Genomic DNA, 20,815 nt, shown 5'->3' with positions numbered 1-20,815 from the left:
TAATTATAATTTTAAAGTTGCTCCAAAACTGAACGTTCTGGAAGTTGGATAACTAGCATAATCAATACCGATAGATTGATTTCCTCCATTTGATTTTGGACTGTTGATTAAAGGATCATAACCCGAATAATTCGTAATCGTAATTAAGTTTTGTCCTGTAACATAAAGTGTTAATCCGTTGATCCAGTTCATTCCTTTTAAATCGAAATTGTATCCAACACGAGCTGTATTTAATCTGATAAAGTCTGATTTTTCTAAGAAAAGTGTCGATAAAATTGGAGAGTTTGTTGCATTTGCACCCGACTCATAATAACCTGTAGCAACGTTTCTATCCGATGCCAAGTTGTTTATGTTCAATGCGTTTAATCCTGTGTTATTCAATAAATAACCTCCGGTTTGACCAATGATTGAGAAAGAGAACGTAAAGTTTTTGTATCTCATATCACTATTAAATCCGTAGTAAAAAGTGGGTAAAGCACCTTCGATAATTACTCTATCGCTATTGTCAATTTTACCATCTCCGTTTTGATCTTTAAAAACATTCGCTCCGTTTGCATCAAAACCAGTATGTTCTAGTAAATAGAAAGAACCTGCTGCATAACCACTTTTGTAGATATTCGCATTTACGCCTGATTGTCCTGGTCCTGAAATAGTTCCGCTTAAAATTTCTGAAACTGGCAAATCTTCAATTACATTTTTTAAAGTCGCTCCGTTCATATCGATATTCAGGGAGAAATCTTTATTATCAATTATTTTTGAACCTAACATAAATTCAAAACCTTTATTGATGATTTTTCCGTCGATATTGGTCCAAATTGTAGTTGTTGGACTCAATGCCTGCGAAGGAACATTCAAAATAGCATCGGTTGTAGTTTTGTTGAAATAATCTAAAGTTCCGTATAGTTTATCATTCCAAAAACTAAAATCTAAACCGGCATTGTATTGCGTAACCACTTCCCATTTTAAATCAGGATTAGGTGTTCTGTTTACTGAAACTCCGTTTACCAGATTCAAATCATCATACAAATAATATCCGTCAGCACCTGCAAGAGAATAACTTGCCTGAGTAATTTTATTCTCTACTTCCTGATTACCCGTTTGTCCCCAGCTTAATCTTAATTTTAAGTTGCTAACAGCAGATGCATTTTCTAAGAATTTTTCTTTAGAGATATTCCAACCCAAAGCTGCTGAAGGAAAGTAACCGTATTTGTTATTATCCCCAAAACGAGTTGAACCGTCTGCTCTCATCGAAGCTGTTAAAAGATATTTTTCATTGAAAGTATAATTTACCCTTCCAAAGTAAGACTGTAACTCATTTTGCTGCGCATAACCTGAAACTCCAGACTGTGTTCCTGCAAATCCGGGATTGATAGATGGCGGTACACCAACTCCCTGATTTGTGATTCCGTCAATACTAAAACTTGTTCCTGATCTTTCAAATTTCTGATAAGAAAATCCTCCTAAAGCCTCAAATTTGTGTTTGTCTAACAATAAATTGTAAGTCAAATAATGCTCTATCAAAGAGTTTTTTGAATCTAAATTGTTCTGAACATATTTCCCTTTTGGATTCAAATCGGTTAAGTTTGGAAAAATTGTTGTGTTTCTTTCTGCCGCCGAACGATCAAAACCAATGTTTATTTTATATTCTAATCCGTCAACAATTCTCAATGACGCTTCTAAGTTTGCCAAAACTCTTAATGTGCGTGTTTCGTCATCATAAATACTTAACAAATAAGCCGGATTATAATGCGCATTCATGTTGAAGTTGGTGTACTTTCCATCGGCATCAAAAACAGATCTTGTTGGATTTGCCATTAAAGTATGCACGATCAACTGTCCGTTAGAACCTCCGTCATCACTTGTTGGAACTCCGTCATCTTTAGTTTCACTCGCTGTAAGGTTCAGTTTTACTTTCAAACGTTTGTTATCCAAAAATGATTCAGCCGCGTTAATTCTTCCTGACATACGTTTGAAAGCACTATTTCTGATAATACCTTCCTGATTCATTTGTGCAACAGAAGCGTAATAATTTCCCGTTTCTGTTTGTTTAGAGAAAGCCAATGAATTGTTTGTCGTAATAGCCGTTCTGTAAATTACATCTTGCCAGTCTGTATTTCCGCCATGGTCAAATGCAGGATCTTTAATCGCTTTTCTGTATTGGTCAGCATTTAAAACATCCAATTTATTCGCAACATTCGCTATTCCGGTATAAGAATCAAAAGTTAAAGTTCCTTCTCCTTTAGATCCTTTTTTAGTCGTAACCAAAACAACTCCATTCGATCCTCTTGCTCCGTAAATTGCTGAAGCTGAAGCATCTTTTAAAACCGTAATCGATTCTATATCACTATTATTTAAAAAGTTTAAAGGGTTTTTAGCCGATGAACTTCCAAAACCAACATTACTGGCACCAGGGCTCACATCGTCATTTGATAATGGCACTCCATCAACCACAAACAAAGGTGTACTTCCGCTTCTGATAGAACCAACTCCACGAATCGTAACATTTACGCCAGCTCCCGGCTCCCCGCTTGTACTAACCACACGAACACCAGCCACTTTTCCTTGTAATAATTGATCTGGAGAAATAGTGGGACCTTGTTTAAAATTAGCCGCTTCTAATTGTGTAACAGCTCCGGTAACATCTTTTTTAGATTGCTTACCGTAACCCACCACTAAAACCTCTGCCAATTCAGCTGTATTTGGTTCCAATTGGATCGTCATAAAACCACTTTGAACAGCCATCGTTTTTGTTTTATAACCTAAATATGAAACTTCGATTGTTTTTCCTTCTCCAACCGTGATTTCAAATTCACCATCAAAGTTTGTAGTCGTTGCGTTCGATGAACTTGTTTCTCTAATTGTTGCACCAGGAATTGGTACTTTATTTTCATCAACAATTTTTCCTTTTACCTTAATTCTGTCAACTGCTTTATGAGTTGTCGTTTTTGGAGCTTCTGTTTTCTGAATTAAAACTAATTTTCCATTAATGTTATAATTGAAATTAGCTTTTTTAGAAAGGTCGTTCAAAATTAAAGCAACAGATTCATTAGTATAATTTACAGTATAAACCGTATTATCTGCAATTATAGCTTGCCCGTAGCTAAATTTATAATCCGTTTGTTGGCTTAATTTTGAAAAAATAGAAACAAGTGTAGCTTTTTCTATTTTATTTTTTACTTTTGAATTTTCTAGGAAATTAGTTGTACTGTAACCATTTTGAATGGCCATTAACGCCATTACTAAAAAGACAATGCTCTTTAGATTTAAATAGGAAAGTTTAAAATACATGATTTAAGTTATTGGTTTTTATCGATACTTAATTATTAATCGCAGTTGTTCTCAGCAACTGCTTTTTTTGTTTTTAATCCACTTTTACTATTTCGCCATAAACTCTGAATTTTAGGTTTGTGATATAATTAATTTGTTCTAAAACATTCTCTAATGATGCGTCCTTCTTAATGAATACCGTTAACGGCATTGCTAATACGTGTGCATTATCATACTGAAATGAAACTCCGTATTTGTATTGTAAAATCGTGATAACTTGCTTGAGTGTAGTTTGATTTAATGTGACGTCGATATTATACCAATTCACTAAATAAGACTTGTCTGCGAGTTGTTTGGTTAATTTTTGAGATTCAAACAACGCTTCTTCATTCGGAACCAGATCAACACTTTGTCCTTTTGAAGTAACATTTACTTTTCCCGTTACGACAATTACTTCACATTTGGATTTTGATAACTGAATGTGAAATGAAGTACCAACCACTCTTGTTTTAATTTCACCTGAAGTAATAATAAAAGGATGCGTTTTGTCTTTGGCCACTTCAAAAAACGCATTTCCTTTTAATAGCGAAACTTTTCTTTCATCACCCAGAAATTTTTCAGGATATTGAAATATAGAATTTGCTGCCAGATAAATTTTCGAGCCGTCATTTAATTGGATAGATTTGGGGGTATCTAAAGTTTTAAATGTTAGTTGCTTTTCAACTGAAAAACCTGGTTTGAAAAAAAATCCCAAACCAACAAGAAAAAGAATACTGGCAGCGGCCATGTATTTTAAATAAGGATTGAAGCTTTTCTTCTTTCCTATTCGAAGTTGAATTCCTTCATATATATGTTGCGAAACTTCATCGGGATTTCCCATTGTAGTTTCATTCCATTTTGAATTTTGATATTGGTCAAAGGCAAAATCGTTTAATAGATTTTCTTCTGCTATTGAAGTTTTATTTCTTGAACTTTTATCAATTAAATGTTCTAAACTATGTTTGATTCTTTTTATCATACTATTTGTTGGTCCTTATTGGTGCAATTTTTTAACACATAGAAACATAGTTTTTTTTACTTATTAGAGGCGTTTCACTTGCCTTAAAAAACATAGCGTCTTATGTATAGCTATGTGTGAAAACTAGTTTTTTAAATTCTCCTTTTTTAAATGAAAAATCTATGTTCCTATGTGTTTAAACAAAAATCAATAATTACCCAAAAGGTTATTATTACAAGTAAGTACCAGAATCATGAAATCGTACTATCGGGAAATATTATGAAAACATCAACGGAAAGTTATCTTAAAACTTTTGATGCAAAATGATGTATGGAGCCAGCCAGGCAAGGTCTTTTAAGCCTTCACGAAGTTGTTTTAAGGCAGAAGAAATTTGATTTTTAACCGTTTGTTTTGAAATTCCAAGTTCATCCGCAATCTGATCGATTGACATGTCCTGAAATTTGTACATCAATAAAACTTCTTTTCGTTTCTCCGGAAGTTTATCTAATAAAGTATAAAGTGAATCCATTAATTCAGGATCAATCGAAGCGAAATTATCAATAACATAATCTTCAAACTGGTCTTCCAGAATGGTCTTGTCAAAGCGATTATTTTGATAATGTTTGAAAACCTGATTTTTTACGGCACGAAATAAATACGGTTCAATCGCATTAATATTCAAATCGTCTTTTCGCTCCCATAAATCAATAAAAACATCCTGAACGATGTTCTGTGCCAAGTCTTTATCCTGAGTCATTGTATACGAAAACGCATTAAGCTTTTTCCAGTATTCGGTATACGTTTGTTCAAAAATTTCAGGATTCTTCATGGCTGCTTTTGGTAGTATTTGGAGTTGTAAAATAATAAAATGTTATACCAAAGTTTTTTGCCTGAAGGTTAACTTTAAATTAAATAATGAATTCTTTTGCTGTATAAATACTACTATTTTCAGGCAAAAATGACAATCGGTTTGCGATTTCTTTTTCTTAATCTAACATAAAATCCAAATTCAGCTTTTAATTTAGTGCTCTCTAAAAAGTGTTTTCTTTTGATGCGTCCCCTAATCTAGTAACACTTTTTACATTTTAAATCATGAAACAAATTCTGTTCACCCTATTTCTTGCTGGCGCCATAAACAGCAGCGTTCAGGCACAAAATGACAATCTAAAAATCAATCAAATTCAGGTTATCGGATCACACAACAGTTACCGCCACGCCATTGAAACTGATTTGTACAATTTTATCCAGGCCAAAGACACGAGCCGTTCTTTAAAAGGCTTGCAATACACTCATATTCCGCTTACAGAACAATTAAATAAAGGTTTAAGAAATCTTGAAATTGATGTTCAGGCGGATTCTAAAGGCGGAAAATTTGCACACCCAAAAGGTCTGGACCTTGCAAAATCTGAAGAAGCTTATGATCCAAATGGAGAAATGAAAAAGCCGGGTTTTAAAGTTTTTCATATGATTGATATTGATTTTAGAACATCCTGCTACACGCTTCAAAATTGCCTTGCAGAATTAAAAAAATGGTCTGATACCAATCCGGATCACGTTCCGGTTTTTATTACTTTGGAACCAAAAGATGACGATAGCCACTTAGGCACAAAAGCAGAAAAATTTACACCTGAATTGTTCGACGCTTTAGACAAAGAACTTCGAAAAGGTTTAGGAAATAAATTAATCACACCAGATATGGTACGTGGCAAATACAAAACTTTGGAAGAAGCTGTTCTGAATAACAATTGGCCAACACTAAAAAAAGCAAAAGGTAAATTTTTATTTATTTTAGATAATAACGGAGCGAAAAGAGATTTGTATGCGTTGAATCATCCATCCTTGAAAGGACGTGCTGTTTTTATCAACGCTGAACCTGGAAAACCGGAAGCTGCAACTTTATTCAGAAACAATTCTGAAGATCCTCAAATTGCTGATTTAGTTAAGAAAGGCTACATCATCAGAACCAGAGCTGATTCAGATACTAAAGAAGCCCGTAAAAATGATTATTCGCACTTTGAAGCAGCAAAAAAATCAGGAGCACAAATTATCACAACCGATTATTATTTACCAAGTACGTTTTTCAATTCTCCTTATCAGGTAAAATATGATGACGGAACTTATGTGAGAGTTGATCCGGTTAATGGGGCTAAATAATTGTTTCAAGTTTTCTTTGTTTCAGGTTTCAAGTTGTTGAAATGAGTAAAATTTAACCGCAAGGTCCGCAAAGTTTTTTGCATTTGTTTATGCTTAGAAAACGCAAAGTTCGCAAGGCTTTGTCAAAATAGCTTTGCTCCCGATAGCTATCGGGATTGCGTAAATCCTTGCGCCCTTTGCGGTTAAATACGCTCCAACAACTTGAAACCTGAAACTTGAAACAAAAAAAACTATTTACGCTTAATGTCTCCCGTTTTCAAATCAACACTAAAATGATCTGCAGGAACCTCATGCATGAATTTATTGAAGATGATTAAAAACAATCGCATTTGGTTTTGCAAGGGTTTTTCTTTTGAAGTATCTGCTGCATGATTTTCAAAAAACAACTGAGACAAGATTTTATATTGTTTTACTCTTTCTGTTCCAACATCTACTAAAGCCAATTCATCGGCACTTCTGAAACGATAAAAATCAACAAGTAAATCGTAACCTGTCCAGTTAAAATCTTCTTTTTTGAGTTTATTTTCTTTTAAATATTGAGCCGATTTTACTGTTGCTTCCTCCCATTCTTTTTGGAATCTTTCCTTATTTTTTAAAACTTCATCAAAATCACTATTGGATTGAACGCTTGCCAAAACCAATAAATCGGGAGCAGAAAGTTTCAGAAAAAAATCTTTAAAATTAGAAGGCCAATCATCTGATAAAAAACGCAAGCGAACCAATTCTTTCAAATGGAAATCGGTAAAATCGTGGTAGTTTTTGGTTTTCAGGATATTAATATTCCAAATGTCTTTTGCTTTTTGATTTTCTAAAAACTGATATTCCATTTTGTATAAATCAAAAAGTTCATTGTATCTCGGAACGTCATCAATGGTGATGGTTTGAATATCAACTAGATTATCTTTTTTAATTGTCAATAATTTGTAAGCCGGAATATAAGCGGCTAATGAAGGTGTTTGAATATTCACCAAAGTATTCCCTTTTTCCGTCGTGCGAACTCCTGTATCATTAATGTGCATGTGTCCGCCAAAATGAATTTTCAATCCGGCATCTGCAAAAGTCTGCGCAACTTCTTCTACCGGAACTCTGTTTAATTGCCATTTGTTTGGCCCAAGCAGTTCTTTTATTTCCGCAGAAGCGTCATCATTAAAATCAATCATCGGAAAATGACTGAAAGCGATTAAGGTTTTTCCTTGTTTTTTGGCTTCCGCCGAAATATCCTGAACCCATTTTATAAGATGCTTTTTATTTGAAAGTACATTATTATAACCTGTACTTGCCTCTGAATAACTTTTTGAATCTTTTGGATCACCATCATTTTTCTTCGGAATATAAACATTTCCGTCAATCGCCATCAACCAAAGTCCGTCGATTGGCTCTACAACATAACTTACATCCGGAACTTCATAACCTGGTGCCACATTATAAACCCGGTTTGACAATAAAGCAGCTTGAGAAGCTTTTTCAAAACTATAATTCTGGCTATTGTAAGTTGAAAACGGAGTTGCCCAAAATTTGTATTTTTTATTCGGATAAAAACCAAAATCTTTTAATCCGTCTGTGATTCCTAAATAACCCATTTTGGCAATATCGGCTGTTACAATTACAGGCTGTTCGGTACTTAAATTAGGCTTATAAAGGCCGTCTTTGCTATAAATGGGCTGGCTTTTTCCGTCTTTCCCTAAAAAATCTTCCTTCCCAGAATCTTGTGCAAAAGGTCCAACCGGATCGTGATTTCCTGTTGTGATAAAAAATTCGATGTTGTATTTTTTGCTGTATTGTTCTAAGATTTTTTCTAAACCGCGAACGTGAATTGGCTGACCATCATCTGTATAATCACCAGGAAGTGCGACGTATTTTATTTTTCGTTTTGCGATATCCTCCAAAGCAGCGATGAAAGCAAAATAATTTTCATTAAAAATTCGGGTCGAATGCAATTGCGAAGCCATCGTTCGAAGCAAAGTGTATTGTCCGGTTTTTGGATTCAGAATACCTTTATAATCGTTGTCTGAAAAGGTTCCGAATAAATCCTGCAAATGTACATCAGATAAAAAAGCGATTTGAGTGCCATTGAGATTCTTAAGATTTTGTGCTGAAATCGTAGTATTCAGCAAAATATAAAGTAGCCATATAAAATAGTTTTTATAAGCTGTATTTTTTAAATTCATTAGGTTAAAATTTTAAAGGATTTATGAAATGGGCGCCATCATAAAAAGAACGTGCAATTTTATGGCTAAAAATCTCAAAAACGTTTAAGCTATTGTTACCGAATGATAATTTTTAAGGAAGAGTTTCAACAAATAAATGCTTATTAAATTCTGGTAAGTTCCAGAGGAGCGCAATATTTATAGCCAAATATTTAACGTTGCTAATAAAGCTCCAGCGGAGCGATATGCTAAGTTTTCTATAAATTTAAAATATCACCCCGCTGGGGTTTTATAACATACATTTCTATATTTTCTATAAACATGTTGTCCCTCTGGGACTTGAACAAAGTTTAATGACGTAGTATGGCCAACTTATGTTGGATCTTGCCAAAGAAAATGGCAAATGGGATATACTTTAAATGTTTAATTTATTCTAATTGAAGAAGTATACTTAATTCTTCATAGCTCTTAAAAAGAATCGCTCCTCCTTTTTCTAATTCTTCGTTGTTATGACCATTTGCAAAACCGTATACTTTAAAACCACCGCTTATTCCAGCCATTACACCGGCCTTACTATCTTCCACTACGATGCAATCTTTTATATCAAACCCCATTTCTTTTGCAGCATGCAGAAAAATTCCAGGTTCTGGTTTCCAGCTTTTAATTTGATAGGAACTGAATATTTTGCCTTCAAATTTTTCCAGTAAACCCGCTACTTCAAGATTTAGTCTAATTTTATCAACCGGACCGCTGGAAGCTACACAATACGGAATTTTTAATTTATCGATAAATGCAACAACTCCGTCCATTGGTTTTACTTGTGTTTTAAAAGCTTCAAAACTTCTTTCTCTATATTCAGATTCAAAGGTATCCGGAAGCTTTTTTCCAATGGAATCCTCGACATGAAGGAAACATTCTTTTAAATTTCGACCGTTAAAATTGCTATAAGCATCTTCAATTTTCATTTCAAAGCCATGTTCGGCCGCCATTGATAGCAAGATTTCATTCCCTATTTTTTCTGTATCTACCAGAACGCCATCACAATCAAAGATTATACATTTAACTTCCATATTTTATTATTACATTATAAATTATCCTATTGAAGGAAATGTAAATTACAAAAATATTTTTTATAAAGTGATTGGGAATTAAAGTGAAGATGAAATTTTTGAAACGATTTGAATTATAAAGTCGGCTTGGGCAGGATTTATTTTTTTAATCGCTTCTGCCGTTTGAAACCATTCGGCTTTATCAATTTCAGGAAAACTTTTTATGCTTCCGGATTTTGGCGGCCATTCGATTTCGAATTCATTACTTTTTATCAAAGTAGCATCAATATCAAATTCTACAGCCCAAGCCAAAACTGTTTTTCCTGATTTTAGTTTTACCGATTCAAGTGCTATGAAATCACCATCTACTACAAAACCTGTTTCTTCGTGAAACTCACGTTTTGCAGCTTCGAGCGGATCTTCATCGTCTATAAATTCACCTTTAGGAATAGACCAGCTTTCCAGATCTTTATTTTTCCAAAATGGTCCACCGGGATGCACCAATAAAAAATAAACAGTGCAATCGATAAATTTGTAAAGTAATATGCCGGCGCTTTGTTTCATATCTTTAAAATATTACACCTAAAGATAAGATATTATTACCAACTATATTTCAAAATTAATCGGGCGTTAAATGGAGTTCCTGCCGTAAAATGTATTTCCTCTACCGGCTCTGTTTCGTTTGCCAGTCTGGTTTCTGTCAAAAACTGTGTTTCTTTCCATTTTGTATCGAAAATGTTGTCAATATTCAGTCCGATAGAAATCTTTTTAATTTGATAATTTACCGAAAAATCAGTGATACAATATCCTTTTGCAACTACAGAATTATCCTCATTTGCTGGTCGATCGCCTAAAAATCTTGTTCTTAAGCTTCCTGAAAAACCATATAAATCTTTAACGGAAATTCCATTCATTAAAGTATGAACCGGTGCCAATGGCAAATAGTCATTTCCTTTAGGTTCATCCATGGAGCGTGCATGCGTATAGGTATAATCAGTATTCCAAAATAACCAATTGGTAAGCTGGTATCTAAATCCAAAATCAAATCCTTTTCGCTCTGTTTGCCCACTTGGCTCAACAACAGCTTCATCTCCAACGTATACAAATTCTTGTGCCAAATATAAATACCAAATAGCCGAATTAACAATCATTCTTGGAAAAGGTTTCCAATTAATTCCAAGATCTCCTCCATACGTTTCCGGAAGAATTTCCTGCCCTTTTTGAGCCACCACAACGCGGGTATCGTTACTGTGGAATCCTTTTCCTAATTTTAAGAAGTACTGTAAAGTATTATTCTCCGTATATAAAAAATTTAATTTCGGACTAACAATAGCCTTAGTTTGTGTTTGGTTTGTATAAGTTGGCGCCAATTGATCTTCATAACCAAACTTGAAATAATCTAAGCGTAGACCGGAATTAATAAGCCATTTTCCTGAGGTAAAATCAAAACTTATATAAGTAAAAAGATTAGTCTGATTTACATTCCCTAAACTCAAATAATCCAGCACCGTTTTTCTGTTTACAGTATGCGATAACTCAACATCCTTATTATTGTCATTTCTGAGTCCTGCCCCTAATTTAAAAAGCCATTTATCACTTAATTTGTTATTATACTCCGATTGAAAACCAACAATTGTTCTGTTTTCTTTTTGTTTAATTTGATCACCATTCACTGGATCATTTAGGAAAAAAGTAAAATTTGAATATAATTCAAAATCATATTTACTTAAAAAAGCATTGTTTTTAATGTGTGAATGGTCATCAATTTTAGAATCATATTGAAGATTGAAATTTGTTCTTCCTGTATTTCCGCCTTCATTAGGATCAATTGCACCAAAATGCGAAATCGTTCCATCATTTACAGCTCGATCCGGAATCTGCCCGCTGGCATCCCATTGGCTTGTAAAATGAGATAAGGAAACCGCCAATTTATCTCCGTTATTTACTTTAGCAGTATACTTTGCAAATAAATTGATTCGGTTAAAATTTTGCGGCGCATCAAAATAACCATCTGTCATCATGTATTCTCCCGCAAAATAAGCAGACTGGTTTTCGGTATGTAATAAGTTAAATAAAGCAACGGTTCTAAAAGTATCAAACTGACCGGCTTCAAATGAAACAGCATTGTTAGTTAAAACCTCTTTCGTATTAAAACCAACATAACCTGCCGTTGTAAAATCACCTTTATCTGCAAAATAAGAGCCTTTGTCAAAATCAATTTTATCAACTGTTTCCGGAATCACAAAATGAAGATCGGCATAACCCTGACCGTGTGCATGCGATACCATATTAACTGGCATTCCGTCAACGGTAACATTAATATCTGTTCCGTGATCGCAATCAAATCCACGAAGAAAAATCTGCTCTGCTTTTCCTCCACCAGCGTGCTGACCAATAAATAAACCCGGAACTTTACGCATTAGATCCTGCGAATTTGAAATAGGCTGAATTTCAAAATCTATTTTAGAAATGGTATTTAAATACTTCAGACTATTTGTAATGGTAACTTCTTCCAGTAAAAATAGCTTTTCATCTAAAATAATAGAAAGCATTTCAGCATTTGAAATAGTAGTATTTTTAGTAACATACCCTTGCTTCGTTACGCGCAAACTATCTTCTGGCTTTGTGTTTTCCAGAACAAATTTTCCACTTATATCACTATGACCATGTACTTTTGAAATGAAATTATAAATCATGACGTCGTTTAGCGGTTTTCCGTTTGCATCTGTTACTACTCCATTAACAGATTGTGATTTTACAGAAAATGACATTATAAAAATTCCAATTACAAATAATAGTCTCATGTTTTTTTGGGGAATGGCTTAAAATTAAAAGCGGCAAAAATAACTCAAGAATATCAGGAAACCCAACAGATGCAAGTTAAATATTGTAATTATGACAATAGGCCATCTTTTCAGAACTATATTCTCATTTCCAGTTCGGTACATTTTTATACCCTTTATGTATTTCTGTTTAAGATTTGATTTGTACTTTAGTCTTTCATTAAACCTGACATATAATCAGGAAAAAACATCAAAATTTTGAAAAAACATCTTTTATTAGCCACAATTCTGGCAAGTAGTTTTGCCGTTCATTCTCAGAACAAAATCATAAGAGTAACTAATCCACTAGATATTGACAGAGAATTTGAAACAGTCGAAATCACAAAAAAAGCGCTTGGCTTATCTCCATCAGATAAACTGGAAAACTATGTTGTAAAAGAAGTTACTTCGCCAGCATTTTTAGAAACGCAAACAGTTGACAGTGATGGTGACGGAAACGCTGATTTACTTTTATTTCAACCCAAAATTCAGGCTTCTTCCCGTCAGGAATATGAAGTTTTTGTAGGTTCAAATCCATCGGCATCAAAAACAGTAAGTTGTTATTCGAGATTTGTTCCTGAAAGAACAGACGATTATGCGTGGGAAAATAACAAAGTGGCTTTTAGAACTTATGGTCCTGTAGCGCAAAAAATGGTGGAAGATAAAATTCCGGGCGGAACTTTGACCAGCGGAATCGATGCCTGGCTAAAAAGAGTGGAATATCCTATTATTGATAAATGGTACGAAAAAACCGTTTCAGGAGCCGGATCTTATCATAAAGATACTGGCGAAGGTTTAGATAATTTTGCGGTTGGTGATAGCCGTGGAATTGGCGGAATTGCTGTAAATGTTGATGGGAAATATTATTTTTCAAAGAACTTTATCAGCTGGAAAACCATTACAACCGGGCCAATCAGAACCAGTTTTATTTTGACCTACGCCGATTGGGATGCAAAGGGAAATAAAATAACTGAATCTAAATTGATTAGTCTGGATTATGGAAATTATTTATCCCGTTTTGAAATTTCGATTAAAGGCGCCAAAACAATTGCTGCCGGATTAACACTTCATGATAAAAAAGGAACCATAACCACAAACTTTAAGCAACACTGGATGAGTCATTGGGAACCAATTGATGATTCAGAAATTGGGATGGGATTAGTAGCTCCGGACGATACTGTAATCGGTTTTACTAACTACGTAACCAATGATAAAGACTTAAGTAATTTGTACGCCAACTTAAAAGTAGACGATAACAAAGTAGTTTATTATGCTGGTTTTGGATGGAAAAAAGGAAGTCCGTTTCAGACTAAAGCCGAATGGGAAAAGTATTTAAGTTCTTTTGCTAAAAAGATTGATAATCCGCTTGAAGTTAAGGTGAAGTAGTTGTTAGTTTCACGCAGATTTTGGCAGATTTTTGTCATTTCGACGAAGGAGAAATCACATCCAGAGAGCGACGTACTGTGCGTGAGTTTCTAGTGTGATTTCTCCTTCGTCGAAATGACAAGATTGAGAAGTAAAATCTGCGTGAAACCCTTTTTTACTATTTTCTAGCCGGAAAGTAATTCTCCTTCAAAATAATCTCCAACGGAATATAATGAGTGCTCTCTGTTTTTTCCTGTAAAACCAATTTTTTATACAAATGATTAACTGCCATATAACCTTGTTCTTCTGGTCTTTGGTTAATCAAAAAATCAATTATTCCCTTATTTAGATATTCTATATTATCTTTTAATAAATCGTAACCAATAATACGGACACCTTTAATATTGTTTTGCTCTAAAAATCGCGCTACAATATAAGCTCTGGAATTGGGAACAAAAACGCTGTTTATTCCTGCGAACATTTCCAGGGATAACTGATCAATTCCGGAATCTTTGATGGTCACTTCTGAAAATTTAAAATTAGTGAGTTCGTTATGGTCTTTAAAAAAAGAATAAAAACCGTCAATGCGTTGCAAGTAAACTGAAGTGCTTTCTATTTCGCGGGTGATCTTAAAAATCAAAACCTGTCTCTCATTATTTACCGCAAAACTAATTAGTCTTCCGGCCAGATAACCACTCTGAAAAGCATCTTGTCCCACATAGGCATGTGCTGAATCACTTGAAATATTCGAATCGATCATGACAACCGGAATATTCTTCTTTTCGTATTCATTTAAAAAACGAACCGATTCTTCGTAAAAAATAGGAGCAAATAACAAGCCGTCACATTCAAAATTCAGGACTTTGTCCACAGCTTCCTTAAAAGAAGCAGTATTAAAATCGTAGAAAAAATAATCCAGCGCAACACCAAATTTCCCGAACTCGACTGCCGCTTTTTCTATTCCTGTAATTTGACTCTTCCAATATTCGATACTTTCGTATTTAGGTAAAAAAACCGCAAAACGGAATTTCTTATTTAGGGCCAGATTGCTTGCCAGAATATTTCGCTTATAACCGTATTTTTCGATAATAGCGTTCACCTTATCTACATTTTCCTGTGCAACCTGACCACGTTTATGGATGATCCTGTCAACAGTTCCGGGTGAAACATTGGCTAATTCCGCTATTTTTTTAATCGTTATGATATTCTTACTTTTTAAGTTAAAACTATTTTGAAACCTCGTAAAATTATTTTTTTTAGGTAAAGATAAGTTATTTTACTTAACTTTTTCTATACATTTGTAAAAGCCCGTGTGCGTACACGCAAAATTACATAAATTGTAGATCAAACAATAATTTGTTTGTATTTTAAAACAAGTAGTCACACAAAAAACAAATAGAAAAATTTAAAATATGATTATAGATGTTTTAAGTAATGCCGCGAAATATTGTGGCTTACATCCAAATTTCGAAAAAGCATTTGATTATTTAAGTCAAAATGATTTGCTAAATCTTGAAGATGGTGCTTTTGAAATTGCAGAAGGATTAAAAGTAATCGTGATTTCCGGAGAAGGAACAACCAGAGAAGAAAGCATAAAAGGTTTTGAATGTCATGATCAGAATATTGATATTCAGATTTCATTAAAAGGTCCTGAAACTTTTGCATGGAAACCGAGAGAAAAATGTGTGAACCCAAATGGTGAATATAGCGACGAAAGGGATGTTCGCTTTTTCCACGACAAGCCGGATATGTATTTTGAATTGCAGGAAGGACAATTTTGCATTTTATATCCTACCGATGTTCATGCTGCCATGATTGGCGCGGGACCATTGAAAAAAATTGTAATTAAGGTAAAGATTTAAAAAAATTCCAATCTTTTAAAATTCAAATTCCAAACCCTAAAAATTCCAATATTTTAACTTCAAATTCCAATTTAAAAAGATAAAATTCCAAATTCCAACCTAAAAAATGCTGAGTGTATTGTTTTACGTTTTGAAAGAAATGGAATTTGGAATTTTCCCGCGAAGCGGATTGGAATTTATTATAAAAACTAAACTTGAATTTAAACCTATAGGTGCTTAAAAAAATATAATCATAAAAATCAAACATGAATTCAATATTTAATCTTGAAGGAAAAATTGCTCTTATTACTGGCGGTGCGGGTGTATTGGGAAGCAATTTTGCAAAAGTATTAGCCAAACAAGGCGTAATCGTCGGAATTGTATCGCAATCTATTGAAAAAGCTAATAAAACGGTGGCTGCTATAGAAAGAAATGGCGGAAAAGCTTTTGCTATACAAGCCAATGTTTTAAGCAAAGAAGAACTGGAAAAAGCCAAAGATTTTATTGTAGAAAAATACGGTCGTCTTGATATTTTAATTAATGCTGCAGGAGGAAATATGCCGGGAGCAACTATACAACCTGATCAGGCTATTTATGATATGAAACCAAATGATTTACAACAAGTAGTCGATTTGAATATCATCGGAACGATGCTTCCAACACAGGTTTTCTCTGAACTTTTTGCAAAACAAAAAGAAGGGAATGTCATCAATATTTCATCAACATCGGCACAAAGACCTTTAACACGTGTAGTTGGTTATTCGGCAGCAAAAGCAGCGATTGACAATTTTACCAAATGGATGTCGGTTGAACTGGCATCTAAATATGGAGAAGGAATTCGTGTAAACGCTATTTCACCAGGTTTTTTTATTGGAGAACAAAACAGAGCTTTATTGTTAACTCCGGATGGTAACTTAACACCAAGAGGTGAAAAAATCATCGACCATACGCCGATGGGACGATTTGGAAAGCCGGAAGATATTGACGGTGCACTTTTATTTTTATGTAGCGACATGTCCAAATTTGTGACGGGAACCATTATAGTAGTAGACGGTGGATTTGCTGCTACCAGTATTTAAAATTGAATTAGCTAGAAATGTTCTTATGAAAATGAGTGCCCTAGCCCCGATAGTAGTGGAAATCCTTTTGTGCCGGGGTTCGGCACAAAAGATTGGAACGGATAGCGGGAACTAGCTCCTTAAAAAAATAATAAATACCTACAACGTTTCGAAAACCTTGCAGGAATGATAAAAAACGAATAAAATGGAACAAACATTAAGATGGTTCGGACCAAATGATCCGGTTTCTTTACAAGATATTAAACAAACCGGTGCGACGGGAATTGTTACGGCATTGCATCATATTCCGAATGGGCAAGTATGGGAAATTGAAGAAATCATTAAAAGAAAAGTTGAAATTGAGCATGAAGACGGCCATCCTAAAAAGGGTGCATCTGGCTTGACATGGTCTGTTGTTGAAAGTATTCCGGTTCACGAGGACATCAAAAAACAAACCGGAAATTATCTTCAATACATTGAAAATTATAAAGAAAGCATTCGTAATCTGGCTTTATGCGGAATAAAATGTATTTGCTACAATTTCATGCCTGTTTTGGATTGGTCAAGAACGGATTTATCTTATGAAGTGGAAGACGGTTCAAAAGCATTGCGTTTTGATATTAATGCTTTTGCTGCTTTTGAATTGTTTATTTTGAAAAGACCGGGGGCAGAAAAAGAATATTCATCGAAACAAATTGAAAAAGCAACAAAGTATTTTGAGGCGATGACAGAGGCTGACAAAATCAAATTACAACAAAACATTCTGGCGGGACTTCCTGGTGCTGAGGAAGCGTATTCTGTAGAGGATTTTCTGGTGACTTTGAGCGCCTACAATTATATTGACAGACAGGCTTTAAAGGAAAATCTTTTCTTCTTTTTAAAGGAAATTATTCCGGTTGCCGAGAGTAAAGGCGTTTTAATGGCAATTCACCCGGACGATCCACCCTACCCGATTTTAGGTTTGCCGAGAGTTGTTAGTACGGAAGAAGATTTGATCGAATTAATGAATGCTGCTCCGTCTCATTCAAACGGATTTACTATGTGTACAGGTTCATACGGCGTAAGAGCTGATAACGATTTACCTGGAATTGTAAGACGTCACGGCGATAAAATGAATTTTATTCATTTAAGAAGTACACAACGAGATGCAGAAGGCAGTTTTTATGAAGCCAACCATTTGGAAGGCGATGTTGATATGTACGAAGTTGTAAAAGCAATTATCGAAGTCGAAAAAAGAAATAACAGCCAATTGCCAATGCGTCCGGATCACGGGCACCAGATGCTGGATGATTTGAAGAAAAAGACCAATCCGGGCTATTCTGCCATTGGACGTTTGAGAGGTTTAGCCGAATTAAGAGGGCTTGAAATGGGGATTAAAAGAACTATATAACGGTCTGCCACGAAGACACTAAGACACGAGGTTTTCTTGTTTCACGCAGATTTAAAAAGATTTAATCAGATTTTATTATGATAATGGATATCAATGACAAAAAAAGAAAAAACTTTTTGCTTTAGCGCCTTTATGGCATAACAACATAAAAACAAATACATATACCAATGAAAAAACTATTAACCGCAATCCTCTTAACCACATCTATTTTCGGGTTTGCACAAAATCAAAGCCTAATCTCCAACGTCCCAAACCGAAATACAACTTCTTTAAACGGTGTATGGAATTACATTGTTGACCCTTATGAAACGGGTTATTATAGTTTCCATCACGATGAATACGACAAACAGGCAAAACCTTCAAACGCTGCTTATTTCAATAACTATCATGCCGTGAACAAACAGGAATTGGTAGAATATGATTTTGATAAATCTCCTAAAATCAATATTCCGGGAGATTGGACTTCGCAGGTTCCGGAGCTCAAATATTATGAAGGAAACGTTTGGTTCAAAAAGTCTTTTGATTATAATTTGAAAGCTGGAAAACGTCTTTTTGTTTATTTGGGAGCGATCAATTATAAAGCTGATGTTTATTTGAATGGAAAAAAACTGGGCACTCACATTGGTGGATTTACGCCATTCAATTACGAAGTAACGTCGATTGCTAAAGCAAAAGATAATTATTTGGTTATTAAAGTTGATAATACACGCCATAAAGAAGATGTTCCGACAATCAATACAGATTGGTGGAATTATGGAGGAATCACGCGCGATGTAACTTTAATTGAAGAAGAAGCTTCTTTTGTAGAAGATTATAACATTCAGCTTAAAAAGAATAATGCCACTTTGATTTCAGGTTTTGTGAAAATCAATAATCCAAATGTTTCACAAAATGCTGTAACCATCACAATTCCGGAATTGAAAATTAATTACAAAGGAAAAGTAGGTGCCGATGGAATTTTAAATTTCGAAATTCCGGCTAAAAAAATCTCGTATTGGTCGCCTGAAAATCCAAAATTGTATGATGTAACCCTTGAGTATAACGGTCAAAAATTAAAAGATAATATTGGTTTCAGAACCATTGAAACAAAAGAAGATCAAATTCTTTTAAACGGAAAACCAATCTTTTTACGTGGTATTTCGATCCATGAAGAAAATGCAAAAGGCGGACGCGCGAATTCTGAAGAAGATGCTTTACGCTTGTTAAACTGGGCAAAAGAACTGGGTTGTAATTATGTTCGTCTGGCACATTATCCACACAACGAAAACATTATCAGAACGGCTGACAAAATGGGCTTAATGGTTTGGGAAGAAATTCCGGTTTACTGGACTGTTGAATTTACGAGACAAGCGACTTATCAAAATGCAGAAGATCAGCTGACAGCTGCAGTTACCAGAGATAAAAACAGAGCTTGTATTATCATCTGGTCAATGGCAAATGAAACACCAATATCTGATCCCCGATATGCTTTCATCAAAAAATTAGTTGACCATACCAAATCATTAGACAACACAAGGTTAATCAGTGCGGCTTTATTGACACAAAGTGATAGCGCAGGATTTGGAACTATTAATGACGCTATCGGCGATTATTTGGATATTATCTCATTCAATCAATATTTAGGCTGGTATGGCGGAAAACTGGAAGATGCAGAAAAAATATTCTGGAAAACCAAATACAATAAACCCGTTATAGTTTCTGAATTTGGAGGAGACGCCAAACAAGGTTTACATGGTGAAAAAAATGAGCGCTGGACAGAAGAATATCAGGAATACTTATACATTCAGAACCTGAAAATGATTGAAAAAATACCTCATCTAAGCGGTTTGAGTCCATGGATTTTGGTTGATTTCAGATCGCCAAGAAGACTGCTTCCGGGCATTCAGGACGAATACAACAGAAAGGGATTGATTTCAAATGACGGAAATAAAAAGAAGGCTTTTTATATCATGCAAAACTGGTATTCAAAAAAGGAAAAAGAGCAAAACCAGAATTAAGAAGCATTACCAATTCATTAACAAAAAACAAACAGTAATTATATGATTTTTCTGCATTATTAACTTACTTTGTACTAATTCTAAAAATTGTAATCCTATGAAAAAATTATGTTTACTAGCAGTTATTCTATTTACTGCCGTTACAGTTCAGGCTCAAGACGTAGTAAAATTTGCTCCGTTAGATGCAAGTCCTGTTGATATTTCTTATTTCCCAAACAAAGCTGTTAAATTCAAAAAAACAGATAATCCTTCGCCTTCCATTAAAGTTACTTATGCAAGACCTTCTGTTAAAGGTCGTGTCATCTTTGGAGATTTAATTAAATACGGTGAAGTTTGGAGAGTTGGTGCCAATGAAAATACAGAAATCAAATTCTACAAACCTGCAACTATTAATGGTGTGGCAGTTCCTGCAGGAACTTACAGTTTATTTGCCATTCCTGAAAAAGACAAATGGACCATCATCATCAATAAAGAACTTGATTTGTGGGGTGGTTATGCCTATGATGAAAGCAAAGATCTAGTTAGGGTGTCAGTTCCTGTAAAACCAGTTTCAACTACTATTGAGGCTTTATCAATTGCTTTTACAACTCAGGGAGCTGTAACTAATTTGGTTATTGGCTGGGATAAAACAACAGTTGAATTGCCGATTACGATTAAATAAGTTCGTCTATAAAGCTCTGGGGGAGCGGTATGTCTATAGTAATTATTAGATATTAAATTAAAGCTCT

The 20,815-nt window shown here is 34.5% G+C and carries 15 protein-coding genes; 7 read left to right on the top strand and 8 right to left on the bottom strand.

Annotated features, from left to right (window positions below; translation table 11 throughout):
- Positions 1-3: 3 nt before the first annotated feature.
- The 3 genes from BUA98_RS14825 to BUA98_RS14815 form a co-directional block, all read right to left on the bottom strand.
- Positions 4-3,288: a SusC/RagA family TonB-linked outer membrane protein gene (locus tag BUA98_RS14825; RefSeq protein ID WP_072973788.1), complete on the bottom strand. Its 3,285-nt coding sequence runs from the start codon at positions 3,286-3,288 to the stop codon at positions 4-6.
- A 73-nt stretch (positions 3,289-3,361) separates the two neighbouring features.
- A complete protein-coding gene (locus BUA98_RS14820) occupies positions 3,362-4,285 on the bottom strand; it encodes a FecR family protein (protein WP_072973786.1) in 924 nt (307 codons plus the stop codon).
- 283 nt (positions 4,286-4,568) lie between these two features.
- Positions 4,569-5,093, bottom strand: a complete 525-nt coding sequence (locus tag BUA98_RS14815; protein ID WP_072973784.1) for an RNA polymerase sigma-70 factor — start codon at positions 5,091-5,093, stop codon at positions 4,569-4,571.
- A gap of 263 nt (positions 5,094-5,356) precedes the next feature.
- On the opposite strand from BUA98_RS14815, the gene BUA98_RS14810 reads away from it, so the two are divergent.
- Positions 5,357-6,418 (top strand): phosphatidylinositol-specific phospholipase C1-like protein, encoded by a 1,062-nt coding sequence (locus tag BUA98_RS14810; protein WP_072973782.1) that lies wholly within the window; start codon positions 5,357-5,359, stop codon positions 6,416-6,418.
- 230 nt (positions 6,419-6,648) lie between these two features.
- Here BUA98_RS14810 and BUA98_RS14805 read toward each other — a convergent pair whose 3' ends face one another.
- The 4 genes from BUA98_RS14805 to BUA98_RS14790 form a co-directional block, all read right to left on the bottom strand.
- Positions 6,649-8,586 carry a metallophosphoesterase family protein gene (locus tag BUA98_RS14805; protein WP_072973778.1) on the bottom strand — a complete coding sequence of 646 codons (1,938 nt, stop codon included), beginning with the start codon at positions 8,584-8,586 and terminating at the stop codon, positions 6,649-6,651.
- 407 nt (positions 8,587-8,993) lie between these two features.
- Entirely contained in the window at positions 8,994-9,635 is a 642-nt protein-coding gene (locus tag BUA98_RS14800; protein WP_072973776.1) for an HAD family hydrolase, read from the bottom strand.
- A gap of 78 nt (positions 9,636-9,713) precedes the next feature.
- Positions 9,714-10,178: an NUDIX hydrolase gene (locus BUA98_RS14795; protein ID WP_072973775.1), complete on the bottom strand. Its 465-nt coding sequence runs from the start codon at positions 10,176-10,178 to the stop codon at positions 9,714-9,716.
- A 35-nt stretch (positions 10,179-10,213) separates the two neighbouring features.
- The gene (locus tag BUA98_RS14790; RefSeq protein WP_072973773.1) at positions 10,214-12,418 is read right to left on the bottom strand and encodes a TonB-dependent receptor; all 2,205 of its coding nucleotides are present in this window, start codon (positions 12,416-12,418) and stop codon (positions 10,214-10,216) included.
- Positions 12,419-12,655: 237 nt separating this feature from the next.
- Between BUA98_RS14790 and BUA98_RS14785 the strand changes: the two genes are divergently transcribed.
- Positions 12,656-13,822, top strand: a complete 1,167-nt coding sequence (locus BUA98_RS14785; protein WP_072973771.1) for a DUF4861 family protein — start codon at positions 12,656-12,658, stop codon at positions 13,820-13,822.
- Between the two features lie 157 nt (positions 13,823-13,979).
- Here the strand turns inward: BUA98_RS14785 and BUA98_RS14780 are convergent, their stop codons facing one another.
- A complete protein-coding gene (locus BUA98_RS14780; protein WP_086065335.1) occupies positions 13,980-14,987 on the bottom strand; it encodes a LacI family DNA-binding transcriptional regulator in 1,008 nt (335 codons plus the stop codon).
- A gap of 226 nt (positions 14,988-15,213) precedes the next feature.
- On the opposite strand from BUA98_RS14780, the gene BUA98_RS14775 reads away from it, so the two are divergent.
- The 5 genes from BUA98_RS14775 (at position 15,214) to BUA98_RS14750 (ending at position 20,748) form a co-directional block, all read left to right on the top strand.
- Positions 15,214-15,663 carry a NanQ anomerase/TabA/YiaL family protein gene (locus BUA98_RS14775; protein WP_072973767.1) on the top strand — a complete coding sequence of 150 codons (450 nt, stop codon included), beginning with the start codon at positions 15,214-15,216 and terminating at the stop codon, positions 15,661-15,663.
- A gap of 245 nt (positions 15,664-15,908) precedes the next feature.
- A complete protein-coding gene (locus BUA98_RS14765) occupies positions 15,909-16,721 on the top strand; it encodes an SDR family oxidoreductase (protein ID WP_072973763.1) in 813 nt (270 codons plus the stop codon).
- Between the two features lie 184 nt (positions 16,722-16,905).
- Positions 16,906-18,090 carry a mannonate dehydratase gene (uxuA, locus tag BUA98_RS14760; RefSeq protein ID WP_072973761.1) on the top strand — a complete coding sequence of 395 codons (1,185 nt, stop codon included), beginning with the start codon at positions 16,906-16,908 and terminating at the stop codon, positions 18,088-18,090.
- Positions 18,091-18,257: 167 nt separating this feature from the next.
- Positions 18,258-20,087: a glycoside hydrolase family 2 protein gene (locus BUA98_RS14755; protein ID WP_072973760.1), complete on the top strand. Its 1,830-nt coding sequence runs from the start codon at positions 18,258-18,260 to the stop codon at positions 20,085-20,087.
- Positions 20,088-20,184: 97 nt separating this feature from the next.
- Positions 20,185-20,748, top strand: coding sequence for a DUF2911 domain-containing protein (locus BUA98_RS14750; protein WP_072973759.1), 564 nt, complete (start codon positions 20,185-20,187; stop codon positions 20,746-20,748).
- Positions 20,749-20,815: the final 67 nt, after the last annotated feature.

Source organism: Flavobacterium saccharophilum, from assembly GCF_900142735.1.
Lineage (GTDB): Bacteria > Bacteroidota > Bacteroidia > Flavobacteriales > Flavobacteriaceae > Flavobacterium > Flavobacterium saccharophilum.
Note: the sequence above shows the minus strand (reverse complement) of the source record. Positions and strands in the feature narration are given on the sequence as shown.